Origin of the sequence: Sphingobacterium sp. UBA1498, from assembly GCF_002325125.1 — a bacterium.
In the GTDB taxonomy this organism is placed as follows: Bacteria; Bacteroidota; Bacteroidia; order Sphingobacteriales; family Sphingobacteriaceae; genus Sphingobacterium.
Genome location: NZ_DCRG01000021.1, coordinates 114,681 through 134,214 on the forward strand (window position 1 = coordinate 114,681; position 19,534 = coordinate 134,214).

The window sequence follows — 19,534 nt, forward strand, 5'->3', positions numbered from 1 at the left end:
CAATTATGGATTTATATCTTAAAATATGGCGCCAGAAGGATCGCAATGCCACAGGAAAGTTAGTGACCTACACTTTAAATGACCTTAATCCCCATATGTCATTTTTGGAGATGATGGATACCTTAAATGAGCAGCTCATTACGCAAGGCGATGACCCTATAGAGTTCGATCATGATTGTCGCGAGGGCATCTGTGGTCAGTGTGGATTGATGATCAATGGAATTGCTCATGGACCACTTAAACATACCACCACCTGCCAGCTACATTTACGTTCATTTAACGATAACGATACGATAACTATAGAACCCTTCCGTTCGGCTGCATTTCAGGTAAAAAAAGATCTAAAAGTGGATCGATCAGCATTTGACCGAATTATTTCTTCGGGCGGATTTGTATCCATTAATACTGGGCAAGCTCCAGATGCAACCGTTATTCCTATTGCTCACGAATTAGCGGAATCTGCATTTGACTCTGCTGCCTGTATAGGTTGTGGTGCTTGTGTAGCGACCTGTAAAAATGGTAGTGCTGCTCTTTTTACTGCTGCGAAGATTACGCATATGGCTTTGCTTCCACAGGGTAAAGAAGAGCGTAGCCTGCGGGTTTTAAATATGGTAAGTCAAATGGATATGGAGTCTTTCGGTCAATGCTCAAATACGGAAGCCTGTGAGGTAGAGTGTCCTCAAGGTATATCCGTATTGAATATTGCACGTATGAATTTTGAATATAACAAAGCTTTGATTTTTAAGAAGCGGCAATGATCTTCATGAATGGTATTCTATAAAACTGGCACGATTGTTTCTTCAATCGGACTTTAAGTATAGAATTGACTTCATAAAAAAAAGATGCATAGTTTATTGCATTGTATTATCGACATAGAGATAAAGAATTTAAAATATTTTATGGACGAAAGAAGGGTTTTTTATACTAATTTTGGAAAAAGAAAGTCATTAAAGTTATAGCGATTGATATGAAGTGTAGCAGGTTGTTTGCCTTAATTTTCACATGTAGCGTGATGTTAAGTATGACGTCATGTAAAGATTTTTCAAATAAGGTTTTAGGAAAGGGGGATCTGAAAGATACAATTACAGAGCAGTTAAAGGTTGAGGAAAAGATACCGCATTTGTTGGACAGATGGGATTCTCTTCAAAAAAATCAGATTCTTTTTACGGTTGACAGTCTGCATCCTATTTCCGTAAGACAGCAAAAGCGTGAACTTAAAGATTCCTTGCGTAAAGCTTTTGATAGACACCCTAAACATATTTATTTAACTTTTGATGACGGTCCATTGATTGGTAGTGCTTTTATTGACTCCATTGCGAAGGAGAAAAATATCAAAGTTAGCGTATTCCTTATTGGTAAGCACGCCAATATGAGTAAAGGTAGGAAACGTGATCTTGCGCGATATGAATCAAATCCTCTTGTAGCGTGTTACAATCATAGTTATACACACGCGAATAATCAATATTCTAGATTTTATAATAACCCTCAAAAGGCTTTTGCTGATTTTGAAAAAAATGAAACAGATCTCAACTTGAAGCATAAAATCGTTCGACTTCCAGGAAGGAATATCTGGATCTATGAAAATGTTCGAAAGATCGACCTCAAGAACGGGGCCAGTACGGCGGATTTGCTTCATAAAAATGGATATACGATTTATGGTTGGGATGTGGAGTGGAGACTCAATAGTGTCACTGGAGCACCCATTCAGAGTCAAGAATCGACCTTAAGTCACATTAGGAATTATATGAACAACAAGAGTTCAATGGTACCGAACAATGTCGTTTTCTTGATGCATGATGATATGTTCCAAACGAAAAAGGGACAGCAGGAATTGTCTTTGTTAATTGATGCACTCAAAAGCGAAGGCTACCAATTTGAATTTATGCAAGATTATCCCATTAAGTATTAATTAAGCACGCTGGCATCAAAGGATTACAGCGTGTTTTAATTACCTACCTTTCTATTTGCTCTCCTGGAGTTTTTTTTCTTATCTCTTAATAAGTGCTATTTAATTACTGCGGTATCCTGCAATTTTGGCTATTTTTATTAAATTAATTATAGATGTAATTAGAAGGCATGAAAAGCTGTCTTTTCATTTTATCTGCACTAATATAATTTCGATATTGTAAAGATGTTTTTATTCATGCAATCGATTGTAAAGTTCTATGTTATAGGGCGGTCAAAACAACCTTAAAAAAACTTTTAAAGTCATTTTACGATCTGTGCGAAAAGGTGGCTTACTTATGAAATTTCAAATAGCTTATTTACAAACGTTTGTGTAAAATATGTTAAATAGTGTAAAAATAACACTTGTATTTTATCATAATTTTTGTAAATTCAAAGTGAATATTCAATTATAAACCGCTGTCTTAAGATGCTAAACCGATAAATCTTATCACAGCAAAAAAAATAACTATTATAAATAGAATTTAAACATTAAACAGTTTTTATGATCAACTGCCATTATTTCTCAAATCAATGGAAGAGAGCGTTTTGGACAGGTTCGTTGTGTTCTTTAGTCACATTGAGTCCCCAATTCGTCGACGCTGCAACGTTTGCAAGCTATGGAATTTTCTTTCAACAAGAGTTAAGTGTTACCGGTAAAGTGACCGATGAAGCTGGAATGCCTATTCCAGGAGTGACCATTTCGGTAAGTGGAAGTAACTTAGCGACTAAAACCGACAACGAAGGTAAATACAAATTGGATAAAGTGCCAAGTAGTGGTACCCTCAATTTTCGAATGGTTGGTAAGCTATCTATGGATGAAGCTGTAAAGGGAAGACGTATTGTTGACGTCATTCTACTCAATTCACAATCTAGTTTGGAAGAGGTTATCGTGGTAGGTTACGGAAAGCAAAAAAAGGAGACTGTGACTGGGTCAGTTGCGACGGTTAAAGGGAGTGATCTTGCCAAATCACCAGCATTAAACATCTCAAATGCGTTAACAGGCCGGGTACCTGGTGTCACAGCGACCAATGGGAGTGCTGAACCCGGTTATGATGGATCTAACATCAAGATCCGCGGGACAAATACGTTAGGGAATAGCAGTCCTTTGGTGGTAATTGACGGTGTTCCGGCGCGTGAAGGCGGAATCGAGCGGCTTAATCCCCGTGATATTGAAAATATATCGGTACTTAAAGATGCTTCCGCAGCAATTTATGGGGCCCGTGCAGCTAACGGCGTTATTCTTGTCACTACGAAAAGAGGAAAAACAGGCAAGCCACAATTTTCCTACACTTTTAATCAGGGATATTCCCAACCTACAGTAATCCCCAAATTGACCACTGCTGCTCAATTTGCTGAAATTAGAAATGAACTTGAGATCTATAATCTATCGGTCGACGAATGGTCTGCAGCATATAGCGCAATAACGGATAAAGGGAGTTATATTAAAAAAGATGGTGGAATATTAGATGCACCTTTTAAACCCGAGGATATCCAAAAATACCGCGACGGGTCTGATCCTTGGGGCCATCCAAATACAGATTGGTATAAGTCTACCCTAAAAGATTGGTCGCCGCAACAACGCCACAATCTTCAGATCAATGGCGGTACTGAGGATGTCAAATATTTGATGTCCCTGGGCTATCAAAATCAGGATGCATACTACAAGAACTCCGCCACAGGATATAAACAATATGATTTGCGAATTAATCTCGATGCTAATATAAGTCAATATATAAAAACGCAATTCGGCGTATTAGGGAGACAGGAAAATCGCAATTTTCCAACAAAAACTGCTGGTACAATCTTCAGAATGCTCATGCGCGGAAATCCCACTCAACCTGCAATTTGGCCAAACGGTATGCCAGGGCCAGATATAGAAAACGGTGAAAACCCCGTCGTTATCACTACTAATGCCACAGGATATGATAGGGACAAACGCTATTATTTCCAAACGAATGGACAGGTTGAAATTACTAATCCATGGGTTGATGGTCTGAAGCTAACACTGAATGCATCTGTAGACAAATATGTGAAAAACCAAAAAACGTGGGTGATACCTTGGACATTATATTCGTGGCAAGGTGCATATGAAGCTGATGGGGAAACACCACAACTGGTCCCTGGGCGGCGTGGTCCTGCGGATCCGAATCTGAATCAAAGCAATGAAGATCAATTAAACATCTTGCTTGGTGGTATTTTGAGCTTTGACCGGAAATTTGGAAACCATCAAGTGAATGCCATTGCGGGTATCAATAGAGAAACAATTGATAACGATAAGTTCAGTGCTTATCGCCGCTACTTTCTTTCCAATGCGATTGATTATCTTTTCGCCGGCGGGGAACAGGAAAAAAATAACGACGGTGCGGCATGGAAGCGCGCTCGTCTAAATTATTTTGGTCGGTTTGGTTATAACTATAAAAGTAAATATATCGCCGAACTCTTGTGGCGTTACGACGGTTCTTACATGTTTCCTGAAAAGGAGCGATTCGGGTTCTTCCCTGGGGCAATGGCTGGATGGGTCGTGTCAGAAGAAAATTTCTGGAAGGAAAATGTACCTGTAATTAATTATTTCAAAATCCGTGCTTCGTACGGCCAGATGGGAAATGATAACATCTATTATGATGATAAATTACAAGAATATCAATATTTTTCCACGTATTCTTTTGGAACGTATATCGTAAATGACAAGTTAGCCAAGTCTCTTTACGAAAGTCGTGTACCAAATGAAATGATTACTTGGGAAGTAGCCAATAATTACAATCTCGGATTTGATTTTCAGTTTCTTCAGGGCAAGTTGAACTTGGAATTTGACATCTTCAAAAACCGGCGTAATTCAATTTTATGGCGCAAAAATGCGTCCATACCGCAAAGTACAGGAATGACGCTCCCAGCCGAGAATATCGGTAAGGTCGATAATAAGGGATGGGAGTTTAATCTCGGTTATCATGGTAAAGTCGGGGAACTTGGTTATACTGTAGGTGTTAACGGTGGGTATGCGAAGAATAAAATCATCTTCTGGGATGAGGCACCAGGAGCGCCAGCATGGCAGCAGAGTACAGGAAAGCCAATAAAAACTGATATCTATTATATCTATGATGGCGTATTCAGGGATTTAAATGATATTGCAAACAATCAGTTAGATTATAGCGCCATAACAAAAACTCTGCGTCCTGGTGACATGAAGTATAAAGATTACAACGGTGACGGAAAAATCACACCCGATGATAAAGTTAGACGCGATAAAAATAGTGATCCGACATTTCAAGGCGGTTTCAATTTTAGCCTTACCTATAAAGATTTTGACTTATCGGTATTATTTCAGGGTGCTACAGGCGGAGAGATCCGTGTCGGTACAGATGAGTCTGGATCTATTGGAAATTTTGTGGAGGAATTCTACGAAAACCGCTGGAGTATCAGTAACCCGAGCAGTGTATATCCACGTCTAACAGACCGCGGTAATCAATATTATTCCTATAATAACACGTATTGGATGCGAAGTACAGATTACCTCCGACTTAAGAATGTAGAATTAGGATATAATCTATCCTCTAGTATTTGCAATAAAATTGGTATAGGCTCATTGCGTTTATTTGCGAATGGAATGAACCTCATTACTTGGAGTAAAATCAAAATGTATGATCCGGAAGCTGTGAATGCATTAGGACAATATTATCCGCAAGCAAGATTAATCAATCTGGGCGCGTTGTTATCGTTTTAATCAACCCGAATTTAAAAGAAGAAGAAGATGAAAATGAAAAAGATTACCAATATATCACTCATGCTACTCGTATTATCTGCAACATTACACGCTTGTAATGATGATTTTGTAAGTACAAAGCCACTTAGTGAAGTGCCACAGGAGGTGGTGTGGTCAGACGCGGGCTTATCAGAAGCTTTTGTGATTGAAATTTATAATGGATTTGGAGTAGGTGGATTTTATGAACAGCAAATGGCTTCGATGACAGATGAAGCACTATTCACCCATCCAAACCGGGGAATAAATACAGTTACTGAATCGCGCTCGAATCCTGCCGATCAGGGCTATATTATGGAAACTTATGAATATGGGCGCATGTATACACGCATCCGGGCGACTAATATTGCGATTTCTAATTTAACAGAAGCCAAATTTGATAAAACAAAGGCAGATAAACTTTTAGGGGAGGCCTATTTCTTACGTGCTTATTATTATCAGCAGTTGTTACGTTACTATGGCGGAATACCGATCGATAATAAGATCTATACGCTGAACGATAAAGACTACATGGTTCCTAGAAATACCTATGAGGAATGTGTCGATGCCATAGTTAAAGATCTTGACAACGCGGCTCAGCTTTTGAAAGGGGCATCTCAAGTAAAAGGACGGGCGAGCGAAGCTGCTGTACTGGCATTAAAATCAAGAGTTTTGTTGTATGCCGCTAGTGACCTTCACGATGCAAATAAAGCAAAATCAAAATCTACATTATTAGCAGGATATAAAAACCCAGAATACCTCATGTATACCACAGGTAATCAAACAGATCGTTGGACAAAAGCAAAGGCCGCTGCCAAGGCTGTCATTGATCATAGCGAATTTGCCTATAAACTTGATTTAAATCAGCCTGTTTCGGCTTCCGATGGAGCGATTAATTACATGGCTCTTTCCTTAGGAGGGGGGAGTAAAGCAGTTGACTTTACGGCGGCTAAAGACATTATTTTGGGGCGATTTTTTATCGACGAAAAAGATGAACGCGGTGGTTGGGTAGGTCGCGACAATGGACCGAATGGCTACCACAATTGGGCTGGAAATACGCCAATACAATTGTTGGTAGATGATTACGAGACGATTGCCGGTGAAAAGTTCGATTGGTCAAATCCAACTATGGCAGCCAATCCTTATCAAAATCGTGATCCGCGTTTGAAGGCAACTCTATTGTATGATGGTGCAGACTGGAAACCTCGAACAGCTGATGTTGCCGCCCGGGATAAGGTAAACCAGATTCAGACAGGGCAATATGAGGTTGTTAATGCACAAGGTCAAAAAACCACACATTTTGGTCTCGACACAAGAAAGAGCCCTATTGAAGATTGGAATGGCTCCCGAACGGGCTATTATATCCGTAAATTTACCGATCCAGATCCTACAATGGAAGACCAAAATACAAGACAACGTATTCCATGGCCGATGTTTCGTTATACGGAAGCGGTATTAAACTACGTCGAGGCATGTCTGGAGTTAGGTGAGGAAGGCGAGGCTAAAATATGGATGAATAAAGTTCGGTTTAGAGCTGGAATGCCTGCAATACCTAGTAGTGAGAGTGGAGCGGCGTTAAAAGCACGCTATCGAAACGAACGTCGTGTAGAGTTAGCTTATGAGGAGCATCGCTTCTTTGACGCGAGACGTTGGATGATAGCTGCAGAAACAATCGGCCGCAAGGCAAATATTATCAATATTACTGGAACTCTTAAGGCAGGCAAAAGTGTGACACAATACAAATACGATCCAAGCAGTTACACCTATAAATATGTTGTATCGGATATTGATCCAGGAATTGAAAACCGAAACTGGGATGACAAGATGTATTTTACATCTTTGCATCGGGACGAGATTAATAGAAATACGAAATTAATTCAAAATCCCGGATATTAATTCAGAAAGGCCTTCATTATAAATGGAGGCCTTTTTAACGTTATTTCTTAGGATGATTCATATTGGGTAATAATCCGGTCACAATACCAATCAATGGGAGGTAGGCGCAAATGTTAAATACGTGCTCAATGGAGGTACGGTCTGCTAACCACCCCAATAGAGCAGAACCAATTCCCCCCATTCCAAATGCAAAACCGAAAAATAAGCCAGCGATCATGCCCACTTTCCCCGGGATGAGCTCTGTTGCATAAACTAGGATTGCTGAAAAAGCAGAGGAGATTATAAGGCCAATTGATATTGAAAGGATAATTGTCGCTTCAAGACCTGCATGTGGTAAAAGTAGCGTAAACGGTGCGGCACCGAGAATCGAAACCCAGATAATGAGCTTTCGACCGTAACGATCTCCTAATGGTCCGCCTAATATTGTTCCCGCAGCAACCGAGGCGAGAAATACAAAGAGGTAAATTTGAGATTCCTGAACTGAAACATGAAACTTATTGATCAGATAGAAAGTGAAGTAGCTGGTCATCGAGGCCATGTAAAAATATTTGGAAAAAATCAAAACCAATAGAATCCCCAAGGCAAAAATTATCTTTGATTTTGGTAGTTTCGATGTTGGCTGATTTGCCGGTATAACCTCTGTTTTAGGTTTGAGATGAATTTGATACCACTTCCCAACGTAGGTCAATATCACGACTGCAACGATTGCCAATACGCCGAATAAGCCAATGTAATTTTGACCAAAAGGAATTACAATGAGTGCTACAAGGAGGGGCCCAATGGCACCACCTGCGTTTCCACCAACTTGAAAAATGGATTGTGCAAGACCTTTTTTTCCACCTGAAGCTAAATGTGCTACACGTGAAGCTTCAGGATGGAATATAGAAGATCCCATGCCAATGAGACTTACAGACAATAGTATATACAGGAAGTTTGAAGCAAAAGAAATACAAATTAACCCCATTAATGAGAATAACATGCCAACGGCTAAGGATCTCGGTGTGGGATTTTTATCGGTATACAAGCCAACAAATGGCTGCAAGATAGAAGCCGTCAGTTGAAATACCAATGTTATAATACCAATTTGTGTAAAAGTAAGCGCATAATTCGATTTTAGCATCGGATATACCGCGGGAATGACAGATTGAATTAAATCGTTGAGCAGATGTGATGCACTGATGGCAAATAAGATTGGGTACACAGTGCCGGAACTATTCCAAGAAGCACGTTGGTTTAAGGTTTTAATTTTTAGAGGACTTTTCATCAGGTCATCAGATGTTTGTTGCTAAATTGATAGCGGATTGTTAAATTTGATTTTGAAAATTATTATTAAGTAATTATAGTTGTTTTATAATTCGATTAGCGATGTCGACCGCCCGTTTGACATCCCTATCTTTAATCGCCAGCATTAACTCTTCATGTTGTTTTTGAGATGATAGGAAGGGAGTGGTGTCTTTATATATGGACATAAAGAACTTATTGACATGCACCGATAATGTGGTATACAGTGCTGTTAAAATGCTATTTCCGCAAGATTCTGCAATTGCACTATGAAAAGCTATATCAGCTTCAACACAGGCTATCAGATTATTTAACTCTGCATATTTTAGTCTATTCTTTAGCGCCGAAGCCATATCTTTCAGCCCCTTAGTTGTCCTATTCAGGGCAGATTTTTCAATAATTCTAATCTCCAATACTTGCCTAACTTCAAAGATATCATCAAAATTTCCTTTTTCAATTTTGGCATCCAAGGCGTGATGTCCTATTGAACTCTTCACAAATGTTCCCAACCCCTGTTGTACATTTAGATAGCCAGACTGGCATAAGTATTTAACAGCTTCGCGAATTGTTGATCTACCTACAGCAAATTGCTTCATTAATTCAGGTTCCGTGGGAAGTTTTGACTCTACCGGAAAAGCGCCCATTTTGATTTTTTCTTCAATTGCAGTAGCAACTTCCTCTGCTAGCGATTTCCTTATAATAGCATCATTCTTCATATAATCACATCATCTGATGATTGCAAAGTTAGTAGAATTTGTTTTACAATTAGTTCAGACGTGGAAAAATTTTTGGGACAGGTGAATTGCGCCACTTTTTTCTTAATTTGCATGCATGTCAAATCAAGCGAGTAATTATCAGTTATTTTCTACTGATATTTTGGCACTTTGGAGAAGCCAAAATGTTTCTTATATCAAAGTGGAGGAACTATCTGTTGTTAATGGAGTCACCTTTTTTGAACTTATACCAGATTCGGAACTGTTGGATGAGGGAGGGCTTGACACCCTTTACCCTATAGATTCTGAAGATGTTGAAGATATGATTGTTTTCAACAAGGATATTAAATTTGTCGTTCATGGTATTTACCTGGATGAAGATTAATCAGTTTTTTATTCATGATCGGTCAATATTTTTATTGCCGATCATGAAAAATTAGGTGATCTGATTGTACAAGACCTAGCTCTTCATATTTAATCTTTCTTCCTGAAGATCCAATAAACGAAGGTGCTTCTTAATAATTTCTTCGTCTAGTAAAAGCTCCTCACGATTTTTATTGATAAGCCACATGCGTTGCGTTTCAAGAATGTCAATATATATTTTGCGATATTCTGCATAATTAATGATAATTTCAGAGCTCCGCAATTGATTTTCATACTTATCTAACTGATCCTTTAAGGTCGGAAAATTTTCAATTTTGTCGGCGTAGTCATTTCGAATTTTATCGACAGCAACTTGAGCTAGCCTATTCTGAATTTCATAATCGATTTCCTTCTCGCTTCGGACAAAATCTCTATCTACTAATTTGATTGTTCTTAATATAAAAGGAAGTGTTAATCCTTGAACGACTAAGGTTAAAAGAATGACGACAAATGTGATAAAAAGAATAAGGTTTCTTTGTGGAAAAGGGGTACCATCCGCCAGTGTTAAGGGAATGGACAGAGCTGCCGCCAGAGAAACTACACCACGCATTCCGGTCCAACCAATAATCATTGGAGTTTGCCAACCTGGTGATTGGGCATCGGCGACTGTTATGAAATGTTTCATTACTAAAGTGGTGATTACCGCAGCATATCCAGCGAAAATTCTGACGAGAATAAGGACTATTGTTACGGCTACACCGTAGCCGATCGCGGTAGAAATATTGGTGTCTCCCAATCCCGAAACAATTTCAGGTAAATCTAATCCGATAAGCATAAAGACAATACCATTCAATAAAAAGCAGAAGCTTTCCCATACTGTTACGGTGCGGATTCGGGATGCGCTACTCAAAAAGTCGTGGCTGCGATAGGATAAAAATAATCCGCCACTTACCACTGCCAAAACGCCGGAAGCGTGAAGTTGTTCTGCGATCAAATACATAGAGAAAGGCGCTATGAAAGTTAGCAATAAGTCTGTATTTGAATCGGTGGGCAAAAGTTTGTGCATTTTAAGGAAAACATATGCGATTGCAAGCCCTATTGCTACACCGCCAACGCACATCCAAACAAAGCTTCCGGCAGCTTGGTACCATACAAATTGTCCTGTAGCTGCGGCGATCATTGCGAATCTGAAGATTATTAATGAGGAAGCATCGTTCAATAAACTTTCACCTTCCAGAATGGAAGCCAATCTTTTGGGTACTTTTACGAATTTTAAAATTGCACCAGCACTAACCGCGTCAGGCGGTGAAACTATGCCTCCCAATAAAAATCCAAGTGCTAAGGAGAATCCTGGGATAAAATAGTTAGCAAATACGGCAACCGATAAGGCTGTAAAAAAGACCACAACGAAGGCAAAGCTAAATATAATCCTACGCCATCGCCACAGTTCTTTCCATGACGTTGACCAAGCAGCCTCGTACAAAAGTGGAGGTAAAAAAATAATAAATATTAATTCGGGCTCTATTTTTATAGTAGGAACTCCTGGTATAAAACTAATTACAAGTCCGGCTAATACAAGTAAAACGGGGTAGGCAACCTGAATTTTTCTCGCCAGTAAGATCAGCATCGTGATCAATAGGAGCACAAATAGATAGAATTCAAAATTTTCTAACATATATAAACTTTAGGTATATAAATATAAATCAAATTTCCAAAATTCTTTCAAAAAAGAGGGCTAATCTGCTTATTGAAAATTGGAAGAAATATTTCTTGAAGACTGTCGCATCTTTTCCTATTTTTGTTAGAAACAGAAAAAAGATGGAGAACGAAGTGATCGGTTTGAAACGAGTCGCAACACTATGTATCTTGAGAAATAAAGATAAATTCCTATTATTAAGACGCTTAAAAGAACCCAACAAGGATATGTACGTTCCTGTTGGTGGAAAAATAGACCCCTTTGAAAATCCTGATGTGGCTGTTGAGCGAGAGGTAATCGAAGAAACAGGTATCCATATAACTTCAAAACAGTTTTGTGGTATTTTGACAGAAACTTCTCCAGTTAATTACAATTGGATCAGTTACGTATATGTATCAGACATCGAATTTGTCGATGTACCTTATTGTAATGAAGGAGATTTAGAATGGATTTCAGCAGCGGATTTATCCGCTATTCCGACGCCAATAACCGATCTCTATATCTATGATTATGTGGCAAAGAAAAAGCATTTCGCTCTTAATGCTACCTATGACTCAGCCGTAAACTTGACGGGACTATGGGAGCAGTATAGCAATACTAAGCTTATTTAGGACGCTTTAATTGAATAAGAAAAATGACTATCGATAAAGACGCGATTAAAATCATTGCCTTTGATGCTGATGATACATTATGGGTAAATGAACCCTATTTTCAAAAAGCAGAACATGATTTCTGCGCACTGTTAGAGAACTATCTTCCGCAGCATGCAATTTCGCAGGAACTATTTAAGACGGAAATGAACAACCTGTCGCTTTACGGATATGGCGTAAAAGGTTTTATTCTTTGTATGATAGAAACTGCCAGCCGTATTTCTGCTGGCCAACTGCCTTTGAGCACAGTGAACAAAATTATAGAAATTGGACAATGTTTATTAAAAATGCCGATTGAATTATTGGATGGCATAGAGGATACGTTGGTACAACTTAGTGCACATTACAAATTGATTGTAGCGACAAAGGGCGATCTGTTGGATCAGGAAAGAAAGTTGAAGAATTCGCCTCTTCAAAAATATTTTCATCATGTTGAGATTATGAGTAACAAAAAAAGTGCGGATTATACGAAATTGTTAAGCAAAATTGAATGTCCGTCCAAGAATTTCATGATGATAGGAAATTCAATAAATTCCGATATTCTACCCGTTTTGGAAATTGGCGGACAGGCAATACATATTCCGTATCACGTAACGTGGTCCCATGAACAATCAAGCGATGACATAAAGCCGAGTAGTTTTCTACAGATAGACAGTTTAGATCAATTGCTACCAATCTTGCTTTAGTTAAAGATATAGATCTCGTTAAGCGTTTGTTGTAAAATCACTTTTTTAACTTGAAGGACCCAACTAATATCGCCATTTAATAGTTAAATTTCCGTTTGTAGATTGGTCGTTTTAATAACATTAAAACAATGAAGATACTTCATTGTTATTAGAAAATATTATTAACCGGTCACATGGAAACAGTTAGAAACGTAATCATTTTCCTTTTTTTCTTAATTTTTTTAGGCTGTAAGAGTAATCAGCAAAAAGGAGACGTTGTATATTTCGGCGGAAATATTGTTACGATGGAAGCGGATTTTCCGGAAGTAGAAGCTCTAGTATTAAAGGAAAGTAAAATCATTTTTGTTGGAAGCCAAAAGGAAGCGGATAACTACATAAAAGACAATACAAAGCGGATTGATTTAAAGGGTAAAACCCTACTTCCTGGTTTTATTGATGCTCATGGGCATATCACTTCAAGAGCCGGGATGGAACAAGCAATAGATCTTTCTCCAAGCCCTTATGGAACCGTAAATTCCATACCGGATCTTCAAAAGACATTAAAAATGGTAATAGATCGGATGAAACCCGGATCTGTTGCGCCGATATTGGGAAACGGCTATGACGATGCTATTATGCGTGAACATCGCCATCCTACCCGTCAGGAACTAGATGCGGTTAGCACTACACATCCTATTATTGTCATCCATTCTTCTGGTCATGCGAGTGTTGTTAATAGCGCTATGCTGACCTTGTTAAATATTACAGAAAACGTCAAGGATCCAGAGGGAGGACACTACGGGCGAAGTTCCGATAATCGCTTAAATGGTAAGTTGGAAGAAAATGCCTCCTTTGCGGCATTAATAAAGCTGACAGCTTTGTTGCCTAAGCCCAAAGAGGCTAAAGACGAACTATCTCAATCGCTTAAAGATTTTGTTAAAGCGCAAGACGAGTGGCTTAGTTATGGTCAGACAACGATCTGCGACGGGCGTTCGATGGGAGGGAATATTGAACTCTTAAAAGAAGCCGCTTCAAAAAATCTTCTTAAGGCAGACGTGATCTATTTTCCAGATTTCGAAGCCAACAAGTCAGATTGGAATTCCTTTAAATCTAATTATATGATATACGAAAAGCGTTTGAAATTTGGCGGTTTTAAATTTTCAAACGATGGTTCTCCGCAGGGAAAAACAGCGTGGTTAACAGCACCCTATCTCGTTCCTCCACAAGGCCAGTCGACAGATTATAAAGGCTTTCCAATATTTTCGGACGAAGCTCTATACAATGATCTGAAAACAATATTTTCACACGATATTACGGCGCAACTCCACGTCAATGGTGATGCGGCTATTGATCAGGCGATTCGGGTGATCGAAAAACTGAAAAATGAAGGGGTTTACAAGCCCGAACTCAGAGCGACGTTAATTCACGTGCAAAACAGCAGACCTGATCATATCGCTAAGATAAAAAAAATTGGCGTTATACCGTCTTATTTTTCATCCCATGTATATTTGTGGGGAGACTGGCATTATCAAAGTGTTTTTGGCCCAAAACGTGCCTCTTTTATAAGTCCCGCGCAATCAGCAAAAACTGCTGGAATACTTTTTACTATCCATCATGATAGTCCTGTAACACCACCTGATTTAATGACTGGGGTGTACGCCGCTGTCAACCGTATAACGCGGAGCGGAATGGTATTAGGGCCAGGAGAACGTATTAGCGTATGGGATGCGTTAAAAGCAATTACGATAAATGCGGCGTATCAATACCAAGAGGAAAAAAGTAAAGGGTCTCTGAAGGTAGGGAAGTTAGCCGACCTTGTTATTTTGAATCAGAATCCGTTAACAATAGATCCTCTAAAATTAAGAGATATCATCGTTGTAGAAACGATCAAAGAAGGCAAGTCAGTTTTTAAGCGAGATTTAGAGAACCCTTTTAATTCTCATTAATGTAATCCTCCTAGTGATGCCTTTTCCCTCTTTGGTGGTAGGGCACATGTTTAGCGAGGCTTTGTGCAACCTCATTACTGTTGGAAGATATGGATGAATTAGCATACTGCAACGAAACAATATCTGCAGCATCTATGTCTGGAAGGTTTTTGATTTGATTGTGCCATTTAGGTGGATAGAATAGATTGCTCTTTTCGTGTTGATGGTCTTTCTCCGTATTGATATTTACAAATCGTCTTTTCCAACGGCTGTAAATAAATGCAGCAACACCCGCTGCTGCTGTGATCATTAATCCAATTCGTGTATTCATTGCTCTGATTTTTTTATTAGTTGAACAGTTCCTCAGTTCAAATTGTTCAAAAAACTTTAAATTGATGTTACCAGAGATGACACATCTAGATTGACATGATCTCCTCTTAAACCATACAAATGAGTCAATGTAGGAGGTATACACCTGAAATCGTACAGCAGATTTGCTGGATTTGCTCAATTTTTGTATCATTGGGAAGATCATAACCAATGCAGCAACTTAAGTCTTTTTTATACGCGTATCTCAACCTTTTTCTTCTCCTTTTCATAGGTCATTTTTCGGCTTGGAGCCAGGTCAATACTTATGCGTTTAAAACCTTAACTTCTGACCAAGGCTTGGTTCATAATCACGTCAACTGTGCCATTAGAGATAAGAATAATTACCTGTGGTTTGGTACCGAGTCGGGCTTGAGCCGATTTGATGGGGTACAATTCACAAATTTCCGATATTCTGCCAGTAAGCACACAGGCCTGAGTGGAAATGTGATTTCAGCAATCTTCGAAGGACCGGAAGGCAATGTCTGGATCCGTACCAACAACGGGATGAATGTGTATGATCAGCGCTCAGGCATTATCCGCCAGCACCTGGATTCTATACTCACCAGCTTGAAGCTGCCCGTCAAAGACGTACACACGATAAGGCCGCTTGAAGAGCAGACCTTTGCACTATTGTATAGCGATCGTTCGCTGGTCCTGTACGACGCCCTAACCAAAACGTACCGTACTGTGCCGCAGCTGACCAAAAGCAGCCGAATTGCGGATGTGATAGCGGGGCAAGGGCAAACGATCTGCGTAATCTACGAAAATGGCCTCCTTGGCTATATCGATACAAAGTCGCTGCAAAGTATCAAAACCAGTTTATTGCCGCTCATTAATAAAACGGTAAATTATAATCTATTTGCCGATCAAGAGGGCGTCATATGGATATTCTCAAAGGATATCCCCATTGGGGTATACTGGCTTGACCCGAAAGACGGGGTAATTCGGCATATTCAAAAAGAACTGTCCAACCCCTTTGTAGGCAATATCGTGGAAGACGACAAAGGACTTCTCTGGCTGGGCACAGACCATGGTGGCATCAATGTCTACGATAAGAAAACGAAAAGTGTCGAAATCATCGGCAATGATAAATATGACTTACGGAGTCTGCCTTACAATAGTATAACGTGCTTATATCGGGATAAGTCAGGCATTATATGGACAGGAACCTATAAAGGTGGCATCAGTTATTATCATCCCAACCTGTTGTTATTCTCCTTAATCAAGAACTATCTGGGGCTTCCCAGATCACTTCCCTTTGACGATGTCAATAAGTTTGTACAGGATCGCAGGGGCAATCTCTGGATCGGGACAAACGGTGGGGGATTGCTCTATTATGATATCAGTCAGAAAACATTTAAGCAATATTTGCATGATCCTCGGGATCCCAATAGTTTGAGTTCCAACGTAATTGTTTCCTTATTGCTGGATACAGAAGACAGGCTGTGGATCGGAACTTATCGAGGTGGTATGTGTCGATTCGACGGCAAAAGTTTTAAAGTTTTCCATCGTGACCCGGCACCTGGAAAATTGAACGACGATAGTGTTTGGGAGATCTATGAAGATAGTCAACATCGGTTTTGGATAGGAACCCTAAGTTCCGGCTTGTACCTGTTTGATAGAAAAACAGAACAGTTTTCGAAAACGTATTCTCGGCAGGGCCAAGCCATCAACAGCAATTATATCTCCGTCTTATTTGAGGATTCGAAAAAAAGGCTCTGGATTGGCACAGCTACGGGGTTGGAATTATTGGGTCCCGACGGTAGGATCAGCTATATTAATACCTCCAGTTCGCCTATGAAACTCATGAATGATCTGATTTATGATATCAAGGAGGACAAAACCGGTCGCATCTGGATAGCGACACAAGAGGGGTTGCATGTAATCGACGGGACGAAAATAAGCTGTCTCACACAGCAGGATGGGCTCAGCGACGATGCGATCCTGGCACTATTGGTCGATAACCAAGAGGATATTTGGGCTTCAACAAACAAAGGACTGTCGGCGATCGTCGGCAAGGGGCAGGCCGAGAAATTCATCATTCGCAATTTTACACAGGAATCGGGCCTACAGGGGAATGTATTCAATGAAAATGCGGCTTTAAAAATTAGGGACGGAAGACTTGTCTTTGGTGGACCAAAGGGATTCAATTTTATCGACCCTACAAAAATTAGCAGCGAAAATGAACTGGTCTTGCCCCTTTTGTCCAACCTTTATTTATTTAATAAGCGGGTAGCAGTAGGAGAGGAATTTTCGGGTCGGGTCATTTACGATCAAGCCCTGAATAATCTCAAGGAACTGAGTCTTCCGTACAATCTAAATGCCATTTCGCTGGAATTCTCGACTTTTGATTACCTGCAACAGCATAATGGACTCTACCAATATCAGCTCGCCGGTCTAAGTGATGAATGGTTTGATTTTGAACCGGGGACCATGCGCGCCAATTTCACCAATCTAGACACCCGCAGCTACAGCTTATTTATTCGGCATGCCATCGATACGAATAGCTGGTCGGAGGGTGTACTGCTCTTGAAAATCGATGTACAGCCGCCTTTTTGGCGTTCTACCTGGGCCTTTCTTTTTTATGCCTGTATGATACTAGTCGTCCTATGGGCTTATTTTTATTTGACAAAACTGCGTGTCAAGACGCGTAATCAACTTTACCTTGCCCAGGAGCAGGCAGCCCAGGCAAAGGAGCTGGATGCTTTAAAAACACGTTTCTTTACCAATATAAGCCATGAATTCAGGACTCCGATCAGCTTGATCCTAACTCCAGCACAACAGTTGCTGGAGGAAGAACAGCATCCAGAAAAAAAAGCTGACCTAAATTTGATCAAGAAGAATGCGGACCGCCTCCTCAAACTGGTTAACCAGCTGCTGGACTTTAGGAAATTAGAGAAAAGTGAACTGGAACTGAGCGAGGAATATGGGGATCTCATGGGATTTATCCATGAACAGCTCAATGCCTTTGCCGGAATGGCCCAAAGCAATCAAATCTCCCTACAGGTCAATATTGCCCAAGACACATACCCGGCGTGGTTCGACAAAAACAAACTGGAAAGCATTATTTTCAATCTGATGTCGAATGCGATCAAATTTAGTCCGATATCCGGCATTGTGGCCTTCAATGCCGAAGTAACTGAAGAAGAAGCAGGAAAGGTACTGCTTATTGAAGTTCAAAACCAGGGTACAGCGATTCCAGAAAATCTACAATCCCGTGTTTTTGAACGTTACATACAGCTGGATGTGCCAAATGGAAAACTGAATCAGGGTACGGGCATCGGGCTCTCCATTGTCAAAGACTATGTAGAATTCTTGGGTGGAAATATCAGGCTGAGCAGCAATGGGCAATGGACGATATTTTATGTTCAACTACCTTTAAATAAGGTCGCAGCGAGCACTGACTCTGTCGAAAGCAAAAGGCAGGATAAACCCGCTATTTTATTGGTCGAAGATGATATTGACTTTCTTCATTACCTGGAGCGGACCCTAAGGTCAACCTACGTAATCCACTCTGCAAAAGGTATCAATGAGTCGAAATTGATTTTAAGCAAGCAACAAGTTGATCTTGTCATCACCGATCTCAGCCTGCCCGGGGAGAGTGGGTTGGATTTTTGCCGCTATATAAAAGCCCAGGCTAAGCTGGTCCATATCCCTGTGCTGATTGTAACGGCGATAGTCAATCAGAAAATTGAACTGGAAGCCTTGCAGTCCGGTGCTACAGATTACATCAACAAGCCTTTTAATATTAACCTGCTGCGTTCCAAATTAGCGCAGATACTCCATCAGCAGCAGACGATGGTAAAACGGTATAAAAAACAGATTAATGTCAATCTGGCACAGCCGGATATCGCATCTGCTGATGAACAGTTTATCCGTGCGCTGGTAAAGGAAATTGAACAGGATCTCAGTGACTCTTCGCTTTCTGTCGAACTGCTTGCCAAAAGAATGAACATCACCCGCGTAGGCCTTTATAAAAAGGTGCTTGCCATCACCGGTTATTCGCCGATGGAATACATCCGGCATATCCGGCTCAAACGTGCCATGCATTTAGTTCAGAACTCGAAATTATCGATAGCTGAAATTGCTTATGAAGCGGGATTCGGAAATCCGAAACAGTTCAGCAAATATTTTAAATCTGCATTTGGAAACCTACCGTCTTTTTACCGAAAAAGCCTGTAATTCATAGGTTTGAAGTTTATTGTACCTTCAAATGATCCCTTACATGTTAACAAAGGAGCCCCTAAAAGTTAACAAAATATACCCCTTATACAACCGGTTACATTCTATATTTGA

At 40.0% G+C, this 19,534-nt stretch carries 13 protein-coding genes; 9 read left to right on the plus strand and 4 right to left on the minus strand.

Features of this window, described 5'->3' with window-relative positions:
- The first annotated feature begins 5 nt into the window (after window positions 1-5).
- From B3139_RS11720 to B3139_RS11735, 4 genes are all read left to right on the plus strand, one after another.
- Window positions 6-758, plus strand: coding sequence for a succinate dehydrogenase/fumarate reductase iron-sulfur subunit (locus B3139_RS11720; protein WP_293883217.1), 753 nt, complete (start codon window positions 6-8; stop codon window positions 756-758).
- Between the two features lie 263 nt (window positions 759-1,021).
- Window positions 1,022-1,909, plus strand: a complete 888-nt coding sequence (locus tag B3139_RS11725) for a polysaccharide deacetylase family protein (protein ID WP_293883219.1) — start codon at window positions 1,022-1,024, stop codon at window positions 1,907-1,909.
- Window positions 1,910-2,449: 540 nt separating this feature from the next.
- Window positions 2,450-5,665 (plus strand): SusC/RagA family TonB-linked outer membrane protein, encoded by a 3,216-nt coding sequence (locus tag B3139_RS11730; protein WP_293883222.1) that lies wholly within the window; start codon window positions 2,450-2,452, stop codon window positions 5,663-5,665.
- A 27-nt stretch (window positions 5,666-5,692) separates the two neighbouring features.
- Complete coding sequence (locus tag B3139_RS11735; RefSeq protein WP_293883225.1) at window positions 5,693-7,576, plus strand: RagB/SusD family nutrient uptake outer membrane protein; 1,884 nt, start codon at window positions 5,693-5,695, stop codon at window positions 7,574-7,576.
- A 40-nt stretch (window positions 7,577-7,616) separates the two neighbouring features.
- Here B3139_RS11735 and B3139_RS11740 read toward each other — a convergent pair whose 3' ends face one another.
- Complete coding sequence (locus tag B3139_RS11740; RefSeq protein ID WP_293883228.1) at window positions 7,617-8,840, minus strand: MFS transporter; 1,224 nt, start codon at window positions 8,838-8,840, stop codon at window positions 7,617-7,619.
- Between the two features lie 73 nt (window positions 8,841-8,913).
- Window positions 8,914-9,573 (minus strand): FadR/GntR family transcriptional regulator, encoded by a 660-nt coding sequence (locus B3139_RS11745; protein WP_293883231.1) that lies wholly within the window; start codon window positions 9,571-9,573, stop codon window positions 8,914-8,916.
- A 115-nt stretch (window positions 9,574-9,688) separates the two neighbouring features.
- Between B3139_RS11745 and B3139_RS11750 the strand changes: the two genes are divergently transcribed.
- Entirely contained in the window at window positions 9,689-9,955 is a 267-nt protein-coding gene (locus B3139_RS11750) for a hypothetical protein (RefSeq protein ID WP_293883234.1), read from the plus strand.
- Between the two features lie 75 nt (window positions 9,956-10,030).
- Here the strand turns inward: B3139_RS11750 and B3139_RS11755 are convergent, their stop codons facing one another.
- A complete protein-coding gene (locus B3139_RS11755) occupies window positions 10,031-11,608 on the minus strand; it encodes a Na+/H+ antiporter (RefSeq protein WP_293883237.1) in 1,578 nt (525 codons plus the stop codon).
- Between the two features lie 143 nt (window positions 11,609-11,751).
- Between B3139_RS11755 and B3139_RS11760 the strand changes: the two genes are divergently transcribed.
- The 3 genes from B3139_RS11760 (at window position 11,752) to B3139_RS11770 (ending at window position 14,890) form a co-directional block, all read left to right on the plus strand.
- Window positions 11,752-12,240 (plus strand): NUDIX hydrolase, encoded by a 489-nt coding sequence (locus B3139_RS11760; RefSeq protein WP_293883239.1) that lies wholly within the window; start codon window positions 11,752-11,754, stop codon window positions 12,238-12,240.
- A gap of 23 nt (window positions 12,241-12,263) precedes the next feature.
- Window positions 12,264-12,965, plus strand: a complete 702-nt coding sequence (locus B3139_RS11765; protein ID WP_293883241.1) for an HAD family hydrolase — start codon at window positions 12,264-12,266, stop codon at window positions 12,963-12,965.
- A gap of 173 nt (window positions 12,966-13,138) precedes the next feature.
- Window positions 13,139-14,890: an amidohydrolase gene (locus B3139_RS11770; protein ID WP_293883244.1), complete on the plus strand. Its 1,752-nt coding sequence runs from the start codon at window positions 13,139-13,141 to the stop codon at window positions 14,888-14,890.
- Between the two features lie 10 nt (window positions 14,891-14,900).
- On the opposite strand, the gene B3139_RS11775 is transcribed toward B3139_RS11770, so the two are convergent.
- Entirely contained in the window at window positions 14,901-15,200 is a 300-nt protein-coding gene (locus B3139_RS11775; RefSeq protein WP_293883247.1) for a hypothetical protein, read from the minus strand.
- 209 nt (window positions 15,201-15,409) lie between these two features.
- Between B3139_RS11775 and B3139_RS11780 the strand changes: the two genes are divergently transcribed.
- Window positions 15,410-19,420 carry a hybrid sensor histidine kinase/response regulator transcription factor gene (locus tag B3139_RS11780; protein WP_293883250.1) on the plus strand — a complete coding sequence of 1,337 codons (4,011 nt, stop codon included), beginning with the start codon at window positions 15,410-15,412 and terminating at the stop codon, window positions 19,418-19,420.
- Window positions 19,421-19,534 lie beyond the last annotated feature (114 nt).